Consider the following 15,601-nt stretch of genomic DNA (forward strand, 5'->3'; position numbering starts at 1 on the left):
GCCCCAGCATCCCTGACCCGGTATTCATTCACCCGCCATCACGGCTCCGCCGCGGCGCCGGGAAGCGGGCGAAGCATGCCTGCCTGTACGACGCAGAGACGTTCGGGCCCGAAGGGTGAACCAGCATGGCCAGCACAGGAAGACGAACGGCGATCCGGAGTCTGGGGGCGCTCGCGGGTGCCGCCGCGCTCACGGTCCTCGGCACCGCCACGCCCAGTTGGGCGGCCGTACCCGCCGGGCACGGCGGCGGCCCGTCGACCACGACCCCGATCAAACACGTGGTCGTGCTCTTCGACGAGAACATCTCCTTCGACCACTACTTCGCGACCTATCCGAAGGCCGCCAACACCGACGGCACGAGGTTCACGGCGTCCAGGAACACCCCCAAGGACATCGACACCGTCGCGCACGCCGGGCTGCTGACGAAGAACCCGAACCAGTACGCGCCCAGGCGGCTCTCCCCGTCGCAGGCGATGACCTGCGACCAGAACCACTCCTACGGGCCGGAGCAGCTCGCCTACGACGGCGGCAGGGCCGACCGGTTCGTGCAGAACACCGAGGTCGACAAGTGCAGCGGCGGCCTGTTCGGCGAGCCGGGCCTGGTGATGGACTACTACGACGGCAACACCGTCACCGGTCTGTGGAACTACGCCCAGCAGTACGCCCTGAATGACCGTTCCTACAGCTCGGTCTACGGCCCGTCCACGCCCGGCGCGCTCAACCTGATCTCGGGTCAGACGCACGGCGCGGTCTCGGTGGACTCCGTGACCGGCAGGCAGACGGCGACGCCCGACCCGTACGCCATCGCCTCCCCGAACGCCAAGGGCGTCGGCACGGTCATCAACGACCCCGACCCGGCCTTCGACGACTGCTCCGACAAGGACCACACCAGCACCAGCGCGCTGGCGTCGCTGCAGGGCAGGAACATCGGCGACCTGCTCAACTCCAAGCACGTGAGCTGGGGTTGGTTCCAGGGCGGCTTCCGTCCGTCGACCGGCTGGGACGGCAGGTCCGGCGACTGGGCCAAGTGCGACACCACGCACACCAACGTCGGCGGCGCCTCCGTGGTCGACTACAGCCCGCACCACAACCCGTTCTCGTACTACCGGTCGACGTCCAACCCGCACCACGTGGCGCCGAAGAACGTCGACGAGATCGGTCACGCCGGCCGGGCCAACCACAACTACGACCTGACCGACTTCACCGCGGCCGCCAAGGCGGGCAAGCTCCCGGCCGTCAGCTTCCTGAAGGCGGGCGAGTACCAGGACGGCCACGCCGGCTACTCGGACCCGACCGACGAGCAGCACTTCCTCGTCAACGAGATCAACGCCGTGCAGAGCTCGCCGGAGTGGAAGTCCACGGCGGTCGTCATCGCCTACGACGACTCCGACGGCTGGTACGACCACGCCTACGCCAAGCCCCGCAACGGCTCCAAGGACACCACGGTCGGCTCCAACGGCAAGGCCACGGACAGCGCCGCGTGCCAGGCCGGCCCGGCCGCGACCGGCGGCTACGCCGACCGCTGCGGCCCCGGCACCCGGCAGCCGCTGCTGGTCGTCTCGCCGTACAGCAAGGTGAACAAGGTCGACCACACGCGGACCGACCAGTCGTCCGTCATCCGCTTCATCGAGGACAACTGGCGCACCGGCCGCATCGGTGACCACTCCTTCGACGCCACCGCGGGCTCCCTGGCCGGCATGTTCGACTTCCGGCACCCGAACGGCAAGCAGGTGCTGCTGAACGCGAACGGCTCCGTCAGGCACATCGGTCCGATCCGCCACGTGGCTCCGGTCAGCACGCACATCACGCCGGGCCCGGCGATGGTGGAGACGGCCGCGACGACCGGCTCCGGCGCGTTCCCGGCCCTGCCGGTGAGCCTCGGCGTGGGCGCGCTGGTGGCCGCGGGCGCCACCGGCACGTACCTGACGCTGCGGCGCAGGCAGCGCACCACCGCCTGACCCGGTACGTCCCCCACCGCTTCGGCACGGTCCCCCTCCCCGGACCGTGCCGAAGCGCGTACGGGCCGCACCGCGGCCTCCGGGCCGTCGCCGCCGCCCCGCGCCTGCCACCGCGAGCACGCTGGTTACGATCATCGGCGGCAGGGACACGGCACGGCGGAAGGGGCAGTCCACGATGACGAGCGAGGAGACCGCCGCACTCGACGACCCGGTGGGCGCCTCCCTGCGCGGCCTGCACGCGCGTCTGGGACGGCGGATCGGCCGGGCGGCGAGTTACGTGCCGGACGTCGCGACCTTCTCGTCGGTGTCCGCCGATCCCGCACCCGAGGACTGGGCCGACCTGGCCCGGCTGCTCGGTCCGGGCGCGTTCGCCGACATGTTCAACTGCCCGGCGCCACCGCCGTCCGACTGGGAACCGGTCTTCGTCCTCGAAGGCCGCCAACTGGTCTGGCCCCGCTCCGGCACGCCCGGGACGGCTCCCGTCCCGGCCGGCACCGACCTGGTCGAACTGGGGGCGGACGACGTCCCCGAGATGCTCGCGCTCGTCGCGCGCACCGAACCGGGGCCGTTCCGGCCGCGCACCCGCGAACTCGGTACCTACCTCGGCATCCGCGACCGGGGTGTGCTGGTCGCCATGGCCGGCGAACGGCTGCGGCCGCCCGGGTGGACCGAGATCAGCGCGGTCTGCACGGCCCCCGAAGCACGTGGACGGGGTCTCGCCGGCCGCCTGGTGAACGAGCTGGCCACCCGCGTCCTGGCCCGGGGCGAGCGCCCCTTCCTGCACGCGGCGGAGTCGAACACCGGCGCGATCGCGCTCTACGAACGGCTCGGCTTCGAGAGCCGCGGGCACGTGACCTTCCGCGGTTTCCGCACCCCCTGACGACCGTCCGAAGAGTTCACCGGTGAAGGTGTGAAGGAGAGACGTACGTTGTCCGTCCCGACCGTGTCCCCCAGCAGTTACTTCGAGGCCGTCGGCGGCCACCGCTACAAGCCGACGCCGCGCGCGGGCGGGGCCTGGGCCCCGGACGAGCAGCATTTCAGCCCCCTTTCGGGGCTCGTCGTGCACGCCCTCGACCGGTACCGGGCCGCGGGCCGTGACGACGGGCTGCTGCTCTCGCGGATCAGCTACGACATCCTCGGCCGCCTCGCCCTGGACGAGTGCGAGATCGAGGTGGAGACCGTCCGTCCCGGGCGGACCATCGAACTGCTCGAGGCGGTCGTACGGATCTCCGGTCGCGCGGTGCTGCGGGCCCGCGCCTGGTACCTGACCGCGCTGGACACCTCCGCGGTCGCCGGCGGCCCCGACGACCGGCTCGCCCCGCCGGACTCCCTCGCCCCGTGGCCGGCGGGCGAGCTCTGGCCCGGCGGCTACATCGACTCCGTGGAGATCCGCCCGGTGGTACCGCGGCGTCCGGGCCGTACCGCCGCCTGGGTCTCCTCGCCGGTGGAACTGGTCGCCGGCGTTCCGGTCAGTCCGCTCGCCGCGTTTCTCACCCTGGTCGACACCGCCAACGGCATCGCCGTCCGCCAGTCGCCCGCCGAGTGGATGTTCCCGAACGTCGATCTGACGATCCACCTCCACCGCCAACCCCGGGCAGGGTGGACCGGGCTGGACACGAAGGTCACCTTCGGGCCCACCGGACAGGGCCTCACCAGTACGGTCCTGCACGACGTGGACGGCCCGGTAGGCCACGCGACACAGATCCTGACGGTCCGGCCGCTGCCGGGTGACTAGGTCACCTGGGCGCGGCCTTCAGCTGGGCTCCCTTGACGGACAGCCGGCCGCCGCGCTGCACCACCTGGGTGACGGTCGCCGAGACGAGGGTGATCGTGCGGGCGCGGCCCGCGGGGTGCGCGAGCCAGCGGGGTACGGCGTCCGGTGTGACGGCGACGGCACGGTGCGCCGGGAGCGGACCGCCCACGACGGCCGTGACCCGGCCGGACAGCTTGCGGACGTAGAGGGTGACCACGCCCGCGGCACCCTGGCCCTTGAGCGTGGCGGTGGTCGCGGGCCGGGCCCGCAGGCGCAGCGCGGCGCGGCCCCGGCCGGCGGTGAGGTCGAGGTCGACGGCGTCCAGCGACCGTACGGTGAGCTTGACCGCCCGGACGGTGCCCGTCGCGGTGCGCACGGTGGCCGTCCCGCGGAACCTGGCGCCGCGCAGCACGAGCCGGTCCGCGCGCAGCACCAGGGATCCCCTGTCGGCGGCGGGCGGCCCGGACCGGGGTGCGTCGGCGGCCGCCTGCGAGCCGCTCGCCGCCGGGTGGATGGACAGCGACAGGCAGGCCACGGCCGCGGCGCAGGCGAGCGGTGCGCGGACGCGGGCGAGCCGGGCAGCGGTCCCACCCGTACGGTGCGCGCGCCCGGATCCGCCGCCGCACGCGCTCGCGCATTCGTCAGCGGTCGCCACTGGGGCCCTCCGTTGCCGTGACGGCCGTGGCCGTGCGGTCGGCCCGGGTCGCCGGGGCCGCCTCGGCCTCGGGCGGCAGCCAGGCACAGGCCAGGGATCCGCCGACCAGTCCGCAGGCCACGCCCAGGAAGAGGCCGCCGAAGTTGGCGACAGGGAAGGAGACGATCGCGAGCAGGAGGGTGGCGATCCCGGAGAAGACCCGGAGGTGGGGGCGGCAGCACAGGGTGACGCCCAGGACCAGGAGCAGGATTCCGATGACCAGGGCGCCGGCACCGGAGGTGGTCGACAGGGCGAGCGGGATCCCGGCGAGGTCCAGTCGCGCGTACGGCCAGTACAGGATGGGCAGTCCGGCGGCGAAGGTGAACAGCCCGGCCCAGAAGGGTCGTCCGCCGCGCCAGGCACGGAACCTTCGCCGGAACTCCGGTGCCGCGGACGACAGTTCACGCGGGTGGCGGAGGGCGGCGCCGATCGCCCGTCCGGTCCTGATCAGTGCCGTCACGGGCCGCCGGGTCAGGGGCATGTACGGGACCCCGACTGGATGCGGATCCGCAGACCCGGGATGTTCAGGGTGCCGGCGGACACCGCGACCGTGTTCACCCGGACGTCGGTCAGGGTGACCGAGGTGGACTGGAGGCCGACTCCGTCCGGGTCGAAGAACCGGGAGTCCCGGTCGCCGGACCTGACCGGGCCCTTGGAGATGGCGCCCTGGGCGACGCCGATGTCGATGCCGGTGAAGTCGGCCTGCGCGGCGGCTTCGGCGGTGGCGTCGAGGAACAGGTCCGACGCCACGACCAGCCGCTTGTCCCCTCCGGTGATCAGCAGGGTCTGGGTACCGAGCACCGGGACGTCCACCGTGATGGCCTCGCACAGGCCGCTGATCGTCGCGTGCCGGAAGCCGGTGACCACGACCGGGACGAGTTCACGCTTCCTGGTCACGTCGATCATGCTGTAGAGGCTGAGTCCACGGGCGGTCAGCGAATCCGCTGTGACCTGGAACTTCTGACCGGAGACGAAGAACGAGGCGGCGAGGACGCCCTGCGCCATGCCGACGCCGAGGGTCGCGCACGCGGCGACGGAGGGCACCAGGACCACTCCGAAGAGCCGCCAGCGGGTTCTCCCGGCGCGGTGCGGCATCCCGTCTCCCTCACTCGTCGGACACGGCCCGCCCCTCCCGGACCCGGAGCGACATGTCCTTTTCATCCGGTGACGGATCCTAGGCTTCCGGGTCGCGCGACCGGCTGCACGCCGGGCCCGCCGTACGAGTGATGCAAGTTCTGCTGGGCCCTTCGGGGGACGGAGCCCTCAGCTCCCGGGTGCTTCCCCGGCCGGCGGCGCCACGGGCGTGGACCGGCCTTGGGTGAAGGCCGGGCCACGCCCGGGCGGACGGGGCGGTGCGGGTCAGCCGTCGATGCGGTGGGTGGTCCAGAACGACGTCAGGTCCGTGCTGGTGGCCGCCTGCGCCGCCGCCTTGAACTCGGCGGTGGTGGAGACGCCGTACCAGTGCGAGGTGGCGTAGTTCCGCAGCAGCGTGGTCATGGCGCTGTCGCCGATGAGGCGGCGCAGGTCGTGCAGGGCGCACTTGCCGTAGCCGTAGACGACGGTGGAGTAGCGGGAGGAGTGCGCGTCCCAGTACGCCATCGAGTTGGTGATCTTCTCGGCCGACGAGGCCCAGGACACGCTGTTCCAGCAGTTGGTGCCGGACAGTCCCTGCGCGAGGTCGGTGGCGTAGTCGGTGAACGCCTCGTCCAGCCACGGGCTGTTGTACTCGTCGTCACCGACGATGCCGTACCACCACTGGTGGCCGATCTCGTGGGTGAGCGCGGTGGTGCTGACCAGGTCGAGGACGAAGCCCGGGTACTCCATTCCGCCGAACCAGAAGTTGTTGTCGATGACCGCGTCCAGCTCGCCGTACGGGTAGGCCCCGAAGCGGCCGGCGTGGGCGTCGACGGCCGACCTGGCGGTGCTGAGCATGGACTGGGCGCTGGAGGAACTGATGCCCGAGACCGAGTAGATGTTGACCGGGACACCGCCCGGGGAGGTGCCGGAGATCTTGCTGAAGGGCCCGGCCGCCCAGGCGAAGTCGCGGACCTTGGAGGCGGTGGCGGTGGTGACGGTACGGCCGCTGGTGCCCGGGGTGTCGGTGGAGGTGCCGGTGGCCGGGACCAGCAGGCTGGTGGGGTGGTCCAGGGTCACCTTGAAGTCGGCGGCCAGCGAGTAGAACGACTCGCCGTTGTTGGTGTACGGGTCCAGGTGCCAGCCCGAGCCGTCCTTGACCGCGAGGACCGGCAGCGCGTTGCCGATCATGCTGAAGGCGCCGTCGTGGCCGAACCGGTCGGCACCGCTCGGGACGGTGATCCCCAGGTCGAAGCCGATCGTGGTCGACTGGCCCTGGGCCAGCGGGGTCGGCAGCGCGATCTGGAGGGCCGTGCAGGCCACCGACAGGGCGCCCGCGGTGCCGCCGGTGACGTTGGTGACCGTGATCGGCGGCGCGGAGCAGGTGCCGTGGTAGTTGTCCCACAGCCGCAGGTACACCTCGGTCAGCGCGGTGGCCGAGGCGTTGGTGAAGGTCGCGCTCTCGTGTCCGGTCCACACCGTACCGGCGGTGTTGCTGGTGAGGCTGACGGTGTACGCCGGGGCGGCCGGCGTGCGCGTCGAGTCGGCCGGCGGGGTGGTGTCGCCGGAGGTGTTGAGGGCGATGTCGTCCAGGACGAAGCTCGTCTGCAGGCTGGAGTCCTCGGTCCCGGTGAAGGCGAGGCTCACGGTCTGGCCGGCGAACGCCGACACGTCGACGGACTTCTGGACGTAGCCGGTGGCCTTGTTCAGGTTCGAGTACGTCGCCAGGGTCGTACTGCCGATCTTCGCCGTGAGCTTGTCGTAGGCGGTCGACGATGTCGTCTCGGCGGTGTCGACGTGCAGCCAGAAGGTGAGGGTGGCGCTGCTGCATCCGGACGGGATGGTCACGCTCTGGGAGAGCGTGTCGGTGTGCGTGCCGCCGACGCCGTCGAGCCAGGCGAAGCTGGTGCCGCCGTGGGCGCTCTGCCCGGTGCGGCTGGTGATGACGCTGGTCGACGACTGGGTCCAGGGCGAGGTACCGCTCTCGAATCCGCCGTTGGCCAGCACCTGGGTCGGGGTGCAGGCCGCCGCCTCGGCGGCCGACGCGGTGCTGCCGGGGAGCAGGGCCGCGGCGAGCGCCGCGACGGCCAACGCGCTGGTGACGAAGGCCTTGTGGGGGGTCGATCTCACACGAAACTCCTTTGCGGCGACCGGGGTCCCGGTCTGCTCGGTGGCCGCCCGGCCGGCTGGGGTGCGCCGGGGACGGTCACGGGTCACGCGCTATGAGTGGTGCGAGTCCGAAGCCTGACAGAATTGACCAGGCCATGTCACTAAGGGATTACCCGCGCGTCAGATGTGGTCCGCGCAGCACGGGGTGGGGTTGGGCACCTCGAAGGGGGCCAGCAGGCCGCCCGCCGCCGGGACCAGGACGAGGGTGAGGACGCCCTCGCGCCACTCCGGGCGGACATGGTCCTGCGTCAGAATGCGTGCTTCGCGCGGCAGTTCGGCGGCGGGCGCACCGAGGACCACCAGGCGTTCCACGGCGGTGCCGTCGAGGACCGCGCCCGCGGTGACCGTGCCGGTGAGGTGCCGCACGCCCGGGTAGACGACGGCCCGGCCGGAGGCGGGGGGCGCCGCGGCCGCGCGGCGGGCGGAGTCCACCGCGGCGTCCGGGCCGTGGGTGAGCTCGCCCAGGACGAGGCCGGCCCCCTCCGGCAGGGCCGCCCGCAGCTCCCGCCACGCCGTGTCCGGGTCCGGGACGACGAGCGAGACCGCCGTCCCGCGGCGTTCGTCGCCGCGGTGCAGGTGCGTGCAGGCGAAGACGTCCTCCGAGAGCGCCGGGCGGTCCAGCAGCTCGTGGATCAGGTGGTCCGCCTCGCGCAGGGTCGCCGTGCCGGCGTCCACCCCGATGACGGGGCGGACGCCGGCGGCGTGATGCGGTGACGTCATGCGGGCAGGACCCACATCGGGTTGGAGTAGAACCACAGGTCCTTCCACGGGTCGGCGTCGCCGAGGACGTCGATGGCCGGACCCGCCGGGTCGACGGCGGCACCGTGGATGCCGACCGCCGAGCGGTTGCCGTCGGTTCCGCGCAGCCGGACGTAGACCGGCTTGTCGACGCGGCCGAGGGAGTAGGTCAGCCGGACCGCGCCGGTGGCCTTGTTGACCTCGAAGGACTTCACGACCCTGGTCGCGGGCGTGGCGAAGGTGTCCTTCTCGCTCACCTTGCCGGTGACGTCGCCCTGGATGACGTCGACCCGGGCCAGGGAGGGCGTGAACTGGGACCAGTTGGGGCCGTTGGCGAGGCTGATCTCGACGACCAGGTCGACCTGGCTGCCCCTGCGGACCTGGAGCACACCGCCGAGGGTCACCGCGCGCGAGCCGGAGCGCAGCTGCGCGTTCAGGCCGCTGATCAGGCCGCCGTGGTCCACCCAGACCCGGCCCGCCCGGATCCCGTCCATGACCGACTTGTACGAGAAGGACGCGGCACCCACGTGGGTGCGGGAGTACTGGCCGGGCCAGAAGTCGGTGTCCGTGAGGCTGATGGCGCCGCCGTACACCGGGTCGTCGTACCGGCCGTTGGCGTTGAAGTCGCTGTTCGGGCCGCGCACCGCGCTGTCCGCGTACACGTTGTGGGAGTCGGAGTTGGCGGTGATCCACCAGGGCTTGCCCTCGGCGAGCAGGCTGTCCCACAGGCCGCCGACGGTGGCGGTCATCCAGTCGAAGCCGCCCCAGGTGCGGTAGCTCTCCAGCGGGTAGCCGGCGAAGGAGTCGGCGCTCGGGCTGTTGTCGTAGATGCCGCGCGCGGAACCGGGGCCGTTCGGCTTGGGCAGGCCGCCCGCCTGGTGGCCGGGGGCACCCTCCATGCCGACGGCGATCGACGGCTGGGCGTCGCGCCAGGCACGGATCTCGTGCGGGGAGTCGATGCCCTTGCGCGCCGGGTGGTTGGCGAGGAACAGGGCGTCCCTGACCTTGCGGCGCTGCACCTGCTCGGCGAGGAAGTTCAGGCCGGAGATGGCCAGCGCCTCGTTGGCCGGGGTGTTGGCGGAGGCGCCCTTGACCGAGCCGTCGAAGGAGTTCTCGAACTCCTTGAGGACGGCGACCTCGTTCTTGCCGGGGTGGACGAAGACGGTGCCGTGCTCGGCGGCCGGGATGTTCCACTCCAGGCCCTGGAAGACCAGGGTGTCGTCGATCTCGTCACGGGCCGCGACGATGTCGGGGTTGACCTTCTCGACACCGATCTTGGCGTGCTGCTCGCTGCCGTGGTCGGTGATGACCATCCAGTCCAGGCCGTGCGCGTTGGCCTGCCGGACGTGGTCGACGACCCGGTACTTGGCGTCCGAGCTGTACTGGGTGTGGATGTGGTGGTCACCGGCCAGCCACAGGAGGCCGTCCGAGTGGCCGCCGTGGGAGTGCCCGGCGGAGACCGAGGCGGCGGCCTGGCCCGCGCCGGCGAGGACGCTGCCGGCCGCGAGGCCGGCGCCGAGCAGTCCCGTGCGGCGCAGCATCGACCGGCGGGAGAGCTGACCGGGCGTCAGCTCCTCGTCGGGGACCGACAGGTCGAGGGCGGGCGGCAGCGACGAGGCGTCGGCGTCCGTGTGGTGGTGATGGTGGTGGTGATGACCGTGCTCGTGGCTGTGACCGTGGCTCATGCGCGAACTCCCGCGGGCCGTCGGGCTGGGGGGTGACTCCAGGACGTGCAGAGTCTGCGAAGGTCGCGTGAACAGCGGGAGTCGAGGTCATGGTGCGGTAAAGAACCGCCGATGTGCAGCAAACTATGGGGAGTTGACACGTAAAGGCGATGCGCGCGGACGCAACGACGCCCGGACCGGCCGGAGTTGGCCGGCCCGGGCGTCAGGCCCCGGGCTTCGCCGGGATCAGACCAGGTCGAACCGGTCCGCGTCGGCGACCTTCGCCCAGGCGGCGACGAAGTCCCGCACGAACTTCTCCTTGGCGTCGTCGCTCGCGTAGACCTCGGCGACCGCGCGCAGCTCGGAGTTGGCGCCGAAGACCAGGTCGGCACGGGTGCCGGTCCACTTGACCGCGCCGGTGGCCAGGTCGCTGCCCTCGAACGTGGTCTGGTCCGCGGAGGTCGACTTCCACTCCGTGCCCATGTCGAGCAGGTTGGCGAAGAAGTCGTTGGTCAGCACGCCCGGGGTCTCGGTGAGGACACCGTGCTTGGAGCCGCCGGTGTTGGCGCCGAGCACGCGCAGACCGCCGACCAGGACGGTCAGTTCGGGGGCGCTGAGGCCGAGCAGGTTGGCCCGGTCCAGGAGCAGGTACTCGGCCGGCAGGCGGTTGCCCTTGCCGAGGTAGTTGCGGAAGCCGTCGGCCGCCGGCTCCAGGGCCGCGAAGGACTCCGCGTCCGTGTGCTCGTCGGTCGCGTCGACCCGGCCCGGGGTGAAGGGCACCTCGACGTCCACGCCGGCGTCCTTGGCGGCCTTCTCCACCGCGGCGGCACCGCCGAGGACGATCAGGTCGGCGAGGGAGACCTTCTTGGAGCCGGAGTTGAACTCCTGCTGTACGCCCTCCAGGACGCGCAGCACCTGGGCGAGCTGGTCGGGGTCGTTGGCCTCCCAGCCGCGCTGCGGCTCGAGGCGGATCCGGGCGCCGTTGGCGCCACCGCGCTTGTCGCTGCCGCGGAACGTCGAGGCCGACGCCCAGGCGGTGGAGACCAGCTGGGAGACGGTCAGGCCCGAGTCGAGCAGCCTGGCCTTGAGGGCCGTGACGTCGGCGGCACCGATGACCTCGCCCTCGGCGGCCGGCAGCGGGTCCTGCCACAGCAGGGTCTCCGCCGGGACCTCCGGGCCCAGGTACAGGGACTTCGGGCCCATGTCACGGTGGGTCAGCTTGTACCAGGCGCGGGCGAAGGCGTCCGCGAACTCCTGCGGGTTCTCGTGGAACCGGCGGGAGATGGGCTCGTAGATCGGGTCGAAGCGCAGCGACAGGTCGGTGGTGAGCATCCGGGGCAGCTGCTTCTTCGACGCGTCGTGCGCGTCGGGGATGATCGCCTCGGCGTCCTTGGCGACCCACTGCTTGGCGCCGGCCGGGGACTCGGTCAGCTCCCACTCGTAGCCGAACAGGATGTCGAAGAAGTCGTTGGTCCACTGGGTGGGCCTGGTGGTCCAGGTGACCTCGAGGCCGCTGGTGATGGCGTCCGCACCCTTGCCGGTGCCGTAGGTGCTCTTCCAGCCGAGGCCCTGCTGCTCCATCGGCGCGCCCTCGGGCTCGGCGCCCACGTTCTCGGCGGGGCCGGCGCCGTGGGTCTTGCCGAAGGTGTGGCCGCCGGCGATGAGGGCGACGGTCTCCTCGTCGTTCATCGCCATCCGGCGGAACGTCTCGCGGATGTCGCGGGCCGCGGCGATCGGGTCCGGGTTGCCGTTGGGGCCCTCCGGGTTGACGTAGATCAGACCCATCTGGACGGCGCCGAGCGGGCTCTCCAGGTCGCGGTCGCCGGTGTAGCGCTGGTCGTCCAGCCAGACCTTCTCGGGACCCCAGTAGACGTCGTCCTCCGGCTCCCAGACGTCCTCGCGGCCGCCGGCGAAGCCGAAGGTCTCGAAGCCCATCGACTCCAGGGCGACGTTGCCGGTGAGGATCATCAGGTCGGCCCAGGAGATGGCCTGGCCGTACTTCTTCTTGACCGGCCACAGCAGACGGCGGGCCTTGTCCAGGTTGCCGTTGTCCGGCCAGCTGTTGAGCGGGGCGAAGCGCTGCTGGCCGGCGCCGGCGCCGCCGCGGCCGTCGGAGATGCGGTAGGTGCCCGCGCTGTGCCAGGCCATCCGGATCATCAGCGGGCCGTAGTTGCCGAAGTCGGCCGGCCACCAGTCCTGAGAGGTGGTGAGCACCTCCGCGATGTCCCGCTTCACGGCCGCGAGATCAAGGCCCTGGAACGCCTCGGCGTAGTCGAAGCCCTCGCCGAGCGGGTTCGCGACGGCGGGGTTCTTGGCGAGGATCTTCAGGTTGAGCCCCTCGGGCCACCACTGGCGGTTGCCGCCGCCCTGGGTGGGGTGCGGGGCGCGGTCGTGCGCGACCGGGCACTGGCCCGCGTTCTCCTGGGTCTCGGACATGGGGGAAATCCTTCCGGATGGGGCGGATCGACGTACTGGGGGAATGACGTGTTCGGCAACGCGTTCGGGAACGCGTTCGGGAGAGGTCTTCAGGAGTTGCTGACGGTGGAGCAGGCGGGACACAGGCCCCAGTAGATGACCTCGGCCTCGTCGATGGCGAAGCCGTGGTCGTCGGAGGCGGTCAGGCACGGGGCCTCGCCGACCGCGCAGTCGACGTCGGCGACGGCACCGCACGACCGGCACAGGACGTGGTGGTGGTTGTCGCCGACGCGTCCCTCGAACCGGGCCGGGCTGCCCGCCGGTTCGATACGGCGCACGAGGCCGGCCGTGGTCAGCGCGTGCAGCGCGTCGTACACGGCCTGGAGCGATATGTGGCCCACACGTTCGCGGACGCCCGAGGCGACCCCTTCGACGTCGAGATGGTCACCGCCGCGAACGGTCTCCAGCAGCGCGACACGGGCGGCCGTCACCCGCAGGCCGGCACCACGCAGCTCGTCGGCGGTGGTCGGGGACTGGGATGCGGTCATGGCGCCAACCTACCCCCACAAACACGAGTGATTCAAGAAAACAAGCGACTCCAGTCTCGTGGCCACCGATCGGCTTTGCCATCTCTTTACAACCCGTCCGGGTGCTGGGTCGTCTCTCCGCTCGATCCGTTCCCAGCCCGCCCCGACCACCGCGGGCCGACGAAAGAGAGCGTCTTCATGCGCCGAACTGTCCTGACCGCCACGGCACTCGCCTGCACGGCCGTCCTCGGCGGCACCGTGCCCGCGTTCGCCGACGGCAGCAGCCCGAGGCCGGCCCGCACCGCGGCACCGTCCACCCGCCCCTCCGCGGAGCCCTCCCCGGTCCCCTCCGAGGCGCGTTCCGCCGAGCCCACCCGCGCCTCGACCCCCGCGCCCGCCCGGGACCGGGGCCAGGTCGCGGCCGTGCCCCAGGGTGCGCCCGACACCGGCGTGGCGGAGCCGTCCTCGGACTCCGGCACCGAGAACGCGCTGATCGGCGGGGGCGCCGCGGCGGTGCTCGCCGCCGGCGCCGTGATGTTCACCGTGCGTCGCCGCCGGGCGACCGGGGCATGACCTCGATCTCCAGGCGCGCCTTCGTCTCCGCCGCCACGGCCTCGCTGCTGGCGGGCTGTGCGGGGCAGGCGGCCCACGGGACGGCCGGCACCGTCCGCGGCGAGCGGCCGCCGGTGCCCTCGCCGTCCGCGACGACGGGCACGCCCGCCGCGCTCGGGCGTTCCGTGCCGGTCCGGCTGAGCATCCCGGCGATCGGCGTCGACACCCCGCTGCTCGAGCTGGGGCTGGCGGCGGACGGCACGGTGCAGGTACCGCCGGTCACCGCGCGGGACCGGGCCGGCTGGTACCGGCACTCCCCCACGCCGGGGCAGGTCGGCCCGTCGGTGATCCTCGGCCATGTCACGGTCGGCAGCTACGGCGACGGCGTCTTCCGCCGGCTCGCCGAGCTGCGCCGGGGCGAGCCGGCCGTGGCGCGTCTGGAGAACGGCCGGTCGGCGGTGTTCACCGTCGACGAGGTGCGCACCGTCGCCAAGTCCGCGTTCCCGACCCAGGACGTGTACGGGGACGTGGACCGCCCGGAGCTGCGGCTGATCACCTGCGGCGGCCCGCGGGGCGGCGACGGCTACCTCGACAACGTGATCGTCTTCGCCACGCTGACCGGCACGAAGGTCTGACCCGGCGCGGACGGATGCGGGACCGGTGGAACGCGGTGGACCGGTCCCGCATCCTCCTCAGCGCCCGGGCACCGATCCGGCACCACACCGGCATCGCCCGGGCACCGATCCGGCACCACACCGGCAACACCCCGACGTCGCCCCCGGCATCGGCCCCGCAGAGCACCTCGACCCTGGAGAACGTTGAAACGGTCCCGTGACAAGGCGGCGTCCGAGCTGTTCGCCGCCCTGTACCCGCGCCTGGCGGGCTGGTGCCGCCGTCTGGTCGACGACGACGAGACGGCGCACGAGATCGCCTCGGAGGCCTTCACCCGGCTGTGGGCCCGGTGGACGTCGGTGGAGGAGCCCCGCGGGTTCCTCTACGTCACCGCGGCCAACATCGTGCGGGACCACTGGCGCAAGCTGGAGCGCGAGCGCCGGACCGTGCGCCGCGTCGGCTCCGAGGCCGCGACCCGGCCACACCCCGAGCAGGCCGACCCTTCCGTCCGGCTGCTGGTGCAGTCGCTGCCGGAGCGACTGCGCGTCCCCATCCTGCTGCACTACTACGCTGACATGCCGATCCGGGAGGTGTCCGAACTGACCGGACGCAAGGAGGGAACCGTCAAGGCCGACCTGCACGTGGCCCGTGAACTGCTCCGCGGTCATCTGAGGAGAAGCCTTGACCACACGCTTTGACGAGGAGCCGGGGTCCGACGGCCCCGACGACCCCCTCACCGTCGTCCTGCGGCCGCCGGCCGCCTTCCTGGGCCCGCCGCCCGGCCGGTACGAGGAGATCCGGCGCGCCGCGGGCCGCCGCCGCCTGGTGCGGGTGGCCGCCGGGGCCGGCGTGACCTGCGCCGTCGCCCTGCTGGTCGCGCTGCCGGCACAGCTGACGACACCCTCGGCTCCGGTCGCCCCACAGGTCCCGCTCGCGCCGCCGGCGGTCAGCCCCACGGCCCCGGCCCCGCACCGCACCCCGTCGTCCCCGGCGCCCCGGAACCCCTCGCCGCGTCCGAGCACCACGCCCGAGCCGAACCGCCGCACCCAGGTCCCCACCCGTGGAGCGTCGACGGACCCGTCGACGGCTCCGTCGGCCGCGCGTGTCGCCCCCTCCGAACGGCGGCGGATCGCCGACGCCACGCCGTCCCGGACATAGCCACGTCAAGCCGTCCCGCGCCGTATCACCCGTTCGTGCCTTCGCGTTTCGGCGTGCCGCCTGTGGTGCGAGGGCGCGGGCCGGAGCGTCGCGGCGGGGGGCGCGGTGCCGCGCGAGGGCGGTGGCCCGTGCCGGGCGGCCGGGTAGGGTCGCATCCGCCCGTCCGGCCGCCACGGCCCGTTTGGCCGAGGCCCCTGCTCCGCATTGGTGTGATGTTTCGTACGAGGCCGGAATGAAAGGTGCGTAACGGGCAACGCTCCGTTCCATGCTCCACGCGCGAACCCTCC

The 15,601-nt window shown here is 72.4% G+C and carries 15 protein-coding genes; 7 read left to right on the forward strand and 8 right to left on the reverse strand.

All coding sequences use genetic code 11. The annotated features are described in order from the left end of the window. The first annotated feature begins 125 nt into the window (after positions 1-125). From ACFY3I_RS07985 to ACFY3I_RS07995, 3 genes are all read left to right on the forward strand, one after another. Positions 126-1,958, forward strand: a complete 1,833-nt coding sequence (locus tag ACFY3I_RS07985; protein ID WP_390859865.1) for a phospholipase C — start codon at positions 126-128, stop codon at positions 1,956-1,958. A 175-nt stretch (positions 1,959-2,133) separates the two neighbouring features. Further along, positions 2,134-2,838: a GNAT family N-acetyltransferase gene (locus ACFY3I_RS07990; RefSeq protein ID WP_390859866.1), complete on the forward strand. Its 705-nt coding sequence runs from the start codon at positions 2,134-2,136 to the stop codon at positions 2,836-2,838. Between the two features lie 48 nt (positions 2,839-2,886). Beyond that, the gene (locus ACFY3I_RS07995) at positions 2,887-3,693 is read left to right on the forward strand and encodes a thioesterase family protein (protein WP_390859867.1); all 807 of its coding nucleotides are present in this window, start codon (positions 2,887-2,889) and stop codon (positions 3,691-3,693) included. Position 3,694: 1 nt separating this feature from the next. On the opposite strand, the gene ACFY3I_RS08000 is transcribed toward ACFY3I_RS07995, so the two are convergent. The 8 genes from ACFY3I_RS08000 to ACFY3I_RS08035 all read right to left on the reverse strand — a co-directional run bounded on the left by ACFY3I_RS08000 (position 3,695) and on the right by ACFY3I_RS08035 (position 13,013). Further along, complete coding sequence (locus ACFY3I_RS08000) at positions 3,695-4,366, reverse strand: hypothetical protein (RefSeq protein WP_390859868.1); 672 nt, start codon at positions 4,364-4,366, stop codon at positions 3,695-3,697. Further along, entirely contained in the window at positions 4,353-4,865 is a 513-nt protein-coding gene (locus ACFY3I_RS08005; protein ID WP_390859869.1) for a DUF6114 domain-containing protein, read from the reverse strand. The genes ACFY3I_RS08000 and ACFY3I_RS08005 overlap by 14 nt, the downstream gene beginning before the upstream one ends. A gap of 11 nt (positions 4,866-4,876) precedes the next feature. Next, the gene (locus ACFY3I_RS08010) at positions 4,877-5,500 is read right to left on the reverse strand and encodes a DUF6230 family protein (RefSeq protein ID WP_365286940.1); all 624 of its coding nucleotides are present in this window, start codon (positions 5,498-5,500) and stop codon (positions 4,877-4,879) included. Between the two features lie 264 nt (positions 5,501-5,764). Continuing rightward, positions 5,765-7,609, reverse strand: a complete 1,845-nt coding sequence (locus ACFY3I_RS08015) for a M1 family aminopeptidase (protein ID WP_390859870.1) — start codon at positions 7,607-7,609, stop codon at positions 5,765-5,767. A gap of 159 nt (positions 7,610-7,768) precedes the next feature. After that, positions 7,769-8,368 (reverse strand): hypothetical protein, encoded by a 600-nt coding sequence (locus ACFY3I_RS08020; protein WP_390859871.1) that lies wholly within the window; start codon positions 8,366-8,368, stop codon positions 7,769-7,771. After that, a complete protein-coding gene (locus tag ACFY3I_RS08025; protein ID WP_390859872.1) occupies positions 8,365-10,071 on the reverse strand; it encodes a PHP domain-containing protein in 1,707 nt (568 codons plus the stop codon). The genes ACFY3I_RS08020 and ACFY3I_RS08025 overlap by 4 nt, the downstream gene beginning before the upstream one ends. Before the next feature lie 225 nt (positions 10,072-10,296). Continuing rightward, a complete protein-coding gene (katG, locus tag ACFY3I_RS08030; RefSeq protein WP_390859873.1) occupies positions 10,297-12,486 on the reverse strand; it encodes a catalase/peroxidase HPI in 2,190 nt (729 codons plus the stop codon). A gap of 89 nt (positions 12,487-12,575) precedes the next feature. Then, positions 12,576-13,013 carry a Fur family transcriptional regulator gene (locus tag ACFY3I_RS08035; RefSeq protein ID WP_390859874.1) on the reverse strand — a complete coding sequence of 146 codons (438 nt, stop codon included), beginning with the start codon at positions 13,011-13,013 and terminating at the stop codon, positions 12,576-12,578. A gap of 177 nt (positions 13,014-13,190) precedes the next feature. Between ACFY3I_RS08035 and ACFY3I_RS08040 the strand changes: the two genes are divergently transcribed. From ACFY3I_RS08040 to ACFY3I_RS08055, 4 genes are all read left to right on the forward strand, one after another. After that, positions 13,191-13,565, forward strand: a complete 375-nt coding sequence (locus tag ACFY3I_RS08040) for a sortase-dependent protein (protein WP_365286928.1) — start codon at positions 13,191-13,193, stop codon at positions 13,563-13,565. Beyond that, the gene (locus tag ACFY3I_RS08045; RefSeq protein ID WP_390859875.1) at positions 13,562-14,179 is read left to right on the forward strand and encodes a class F sortase; all 618 of its coding nucleotides are present in this window, start codon (positions 13,562-13,564) and stop codon (positions 14,177-14,179) included. The genes ACFY3I_RS08040 and ACFY3I_RS08045 overlap by 4 nt, the downstream gene beginning before the upstream one ends. A 183-nt stretch (positions 14,180-14,362) precedes the next feature. Continuing rightward, on the forward strand, positions 14,363-14,854 hold the full coding sequence (locus tag ACFY3I_RS08050; protein ID WP_390859876.1) for an RNA polymerase sigma factor: 492 nt from the start codon (positions 14,363-14,365) through the stop codon (positions 14,852-14,854). Continuing rightward, positions 14,838-15,314, forward strand: coding sequence for a hypothetical protein (locus ACFY3I_RS08055; protein WP_390859877.1), 477 nt, complete (start codon positions 14,838-14,840; stop codon positions 15,312-15,314). The genes ACFY3I_RS08050 and ACFY3I_RS08055 overlap by 17 nt, the downstream gene beginning before the upstream one ends. Positions 15,315-15,601: the final 287 nt, after the last annotated feature.

This window comes from Streptomyces sp. NPDC001068 (assembly GCF_042897315.1).
GTDB lineage: Bacteria > Actinomycetota > Actinomycetes > Streptomycetales > Streptomycetaceae > Streptomyces.